The sequence below is a fragment of the Pantoea sp. CTOTU49201 genome, assembly GCF_032054795.1.
In the GTDB taxonomy this organism is placed as follows: Bacteria; Pseudomonadota; Gammaproteobacteria; order Enterobacterales; family Enterobacteriaceae; genus Pantoea; species Pantoea symbiotica.
In genome coordinates this window covers 1-3049 of record NZ_DAMBSA010000494.1, presented here as the reverse complement: position 1 = coordinate 3049, position 3049 = coordinate 1, and the positions used below count along the sequence as shown (strand labels likewise).

The 3049-nt window shown below is 52.1% G+C and carries 3 protein-coding genes; 2 read left to right on the top strand and 1 reads right to left on the bottom strand.

The window, feature by feature from the left end:
• The first annotated feature begins 381 nt into the window (after nt 1-381).
• Together RTY00_RS22735 and RTY00_RS22730 are read left to right on the top strand one after the other, a co-directional pair.
• Nucleotides 382-1809 (top strand): cytosine permease, encoded by a 1428-nt coding sequence (locus RTY00_RS22735; protein WP_312666423.1) that lies wholly within the window; start codon nt 382-384, stop codon nt 1807-1809.
• Nucleotides 1810-1932: 123 nt separating this feature from the next.
• The gene (locus RTY00_RS22730) at nt 1933-2337 is read left to right on the top strand and encodes a cupin domain-containing protein (protein WP_154156110.1); all 405 of its coding nucleotides are present in this window, start codon (nt 1933-1935) and stop codon (nt 2335-2337) included.
• A gap of 59 nt (nt 2338-2396) precedes the next feature.
• On the opposite strand, the gene RTY00_RS22725 is transcribed toward RTY00_RS22730, so the two are convergent.
• Nucleotides 2397-3049: beta-propeller fold lactonase family protein (locus RTY00_RS22725; protein WP_312666421.1), on the bottom strand; the 653-nt coding region annotated here is incomplete at its 5' end.

Genomic DNA, 3049 nt, shown 5'->3' with positions numbered 1-3049 from the left:
GACTGCATCACATTCCCGCCGACCTGAATTTATTAGCCTGGTATAGTTGGCTGCTCTATCTGCCTGAATCCAGTTATATTTTGATGTGCGTGATGTTAATGGTTCAGGGTTGTGGCCCGTGGGGAATTGATCGTCTAATTGCTCAACGCTGTTCACATCAGTAAACTCTTTGTCCGCTGGTTTTTCTAAAGCCAGCGTTATCCTTTAAGTTTTCACTTCCTGCCAACCTTGCCTGCGTCATCACATTTTCCAATGACCGATCGTATTGTAAGTTTCAATCCTGCGTGACAATATCGCTACATGTATATACATGTACCACCAAGAGAAGCCACATCATACTAACAATAATTCCCCACCTTTAGACGCTTCAGCGAGGAAACTATGTCAGCCGAATCACCTGCAGCAGATTACGCCGGCGCAGAGAAACAGCGCCTGTCAGAAACGCGATCCATTGATTACATTCCTCCGAGCGAACGCCACGGGCATCCTTTTAGCCAGTTCACCTTATGGTTTGGCGGCAATTTGCAGATCACCGCCATCGTGACCGGCGCGCTGGCGGTGGTGTTAGGCGGCGATGTGGTGTGGTCGATCATCGGCTTGCTGGTTGGGCAAGTTGTCGGCGCGGCGATCATGTCGCTGCATGCGATTCAGGGACCGCGCCTCGGATTGCCGCAAATGATCACCAGCCGCATGCAGTTTGGCGTTTATGGTGCGGTGATTCCGTTAGTGTTGGTGTGCATCATGTATGTCGGATTTTCTGCCAGCGGCACGGTGTTGGCCGGACAGGCGCTAGCCAAACTTATTAATACCAGCAATGCTTCAGGCATGATCCTGTTCAGCGCGATTATCGTGGTCATCGCGGTGCTGGGATATCGCGTTATTCATAAGCTGGGTAAAGTGGCCAGCGTGATTGGCGTGCTCGCCTTTGTTTACCTGTTTATCACGCTGCTCTCAACACATGACCTTTCTGCGGTGTGGCAAAACCAGCATTTCACTGTCGCTAATTTTCTGTTGGCGGTTTCGTTGTCGTCGTCATGGCAGATTGCATTTTGTCCGTATGTCTCTGACTATTCGCGCTATTTACCGGCCAACGTCTCCGCAAAAAAACTCTTTAGCTGCGTTTTCTTCGGCACCGTTTTAGGTACCCAGGCTTCAATGACTTTGGGTGTGATTGTCGCGGCTATTGCCGGTAAGGCTTTTTCTGGCAACGAGGTTGGCTATATCGTCAGTTTAGGCAGCAGCGCCACGATGGCGATGGTGATTTACTTCGCGATCTGCTTCGGCAAAATCACCTTCACCACGTTGAATGCGTACGGCAGTTTTATGTCGCTTACCACCATCGTTTCTGGCTTCCGGCAGAAAACCACGTTGAGTCGTGGCGGCCGCATTCTGTTTGTGGTTCTGATGGTGACGATTTCTTGCGTGATTGCGCTGATTAGCGAACCCGCGTTCCTGAAATCTTTCACCCATTTCCTGCTGTTTTTACTGGCCTTTTTTGTGCCGTGGAGCGCCATCAGCTTGACGGATTTCTACCTGATCACCAAAGGTAAAGTCGATGTGCCGGCGCTTTCCCAACCCAACGGACGTTACGGGCGCTGGAACTGGGCGGGCATTCTTGTCTACTTCTGCGGCGTGCTGGTGCAGTTGCCATTTATTGATAATCCGCTGCATCACGGTTCGTTAATCTGGATTTTTGCCGGTAACGATGTGTCGTGGATTATTGGTTGGTTTGTCACCGCGCTGCTGTGGTTAGCTGCAATAAAATTCGATCGTCGCGGAATGTTAGCGCAATCTGTTTACCCCAATTAGTGACAATGTCACGCACCCTTCATTAATGAATTGCGCTCACAAGTGCTTGCAGCTTTGAGCGCATTATCATTCAGCCATCGCGCCGCTACACTTTAACCATGCTGCACTTACATGGAGATAAAGATGAACGATCAATTTGATGGCAATGGTATCTTCCCGAAAGGGCCTAAAAACGACGCTTTTGCACAATACTTTACCGGTACCAGCTATCTGAGCATGCTGACGACAGAAGGCGTCAACATCGGCAACGTAGTGTTTGAACCCGGCTGCCGTAATAACTGGCATATCCATCACGGCGGCGGCCAGATTTTGCTGGTGACTGGCGGAACCGGTTGGTATCAGGAGTGGAATCAGCCAGCGCGTCAATTAGTGGCTGGCGATGTGGTAAACATTCCGGCGGGATTAAAGCATTGGCATGGCGCGTCGGCGGATAGCTGGTTCGCACACATTGCTATCGCAGTCCCGGCTGAAGGCGCTTCCAACGAGTGGCTGGAGCCGGTTTCTGACGAGGAATACCAGCAACTATAAGGTGCCGTAAGGTGCGCATTAATGCGCACCTGGTCGCCATGAATGGCGACCCTACGGGATTATTTGTAACTCACTACCGTCACCCAATTGGCATCACCGCCGGCCGGTGCCTCACCAACGCGTTTCAGCGCCCCGCTTTCTTGATCAATGGCATAGCTGCCGGTAACCGCACTCTTTTCGCCGCTGGCAATTAGCCAACGTCCGTCAGCGGTAATCGCGATACCGCGCGGCTGCTTCTCGACTTGCCAGCTATCAATCAGCGTCAGTTTGCCGTCATCTTTATTGATCCGGTATCCACTGATGGTGCTGCTGGTTCGTTCGCTGACATACAGAAAACGGCCGTCCGGCGTTAGACGAATATCGGCCGCCCAGATGCGCGGCGTGGAGTCGCTGTAGCCTGGCGGTCGCTCTTTACCGTGTTGCAGCTTATATTTTTCCGCTACGGCATTCGGCGTCTCCGCCACTTTCACCAGCTCACCGCTGGCTTCACGACGAAACTGCGTGATGATGCCGCCCATTTCACCGATGTTGTAAAGATAGCGATTATCTGGCGACAACACCGAATGGCGCGGTCCGTTTTCTGTCGCCGTTTTAACATAGCCGTTGCCTAACCCCGAAAGCTCGCCCTCGGCGCTCAGTTTCAATTGCAGCACGCGATCGGTGCCGAGATTGCCGACATAAGCCTGCTCGCCGCTCGCATCGACAATGACTG

Bases quoted from the DNA above. Each gene is read 5' to 3' on its own strand.
- RTY00_RS22735 (WP_312666423.1), top strand. From the start codon at position 382: ATGTCAGCCGAATCACCTGCAGCAGATTACGCCGGCGCAGAGAAACAG.
- RTY00_RS22730 (WP_154156110.1), top strand. From the start codon at position 1,933: ATGAACGATCAATTTGATGGCAATGGTATCTTCCCGAAAGGGCCTAAA.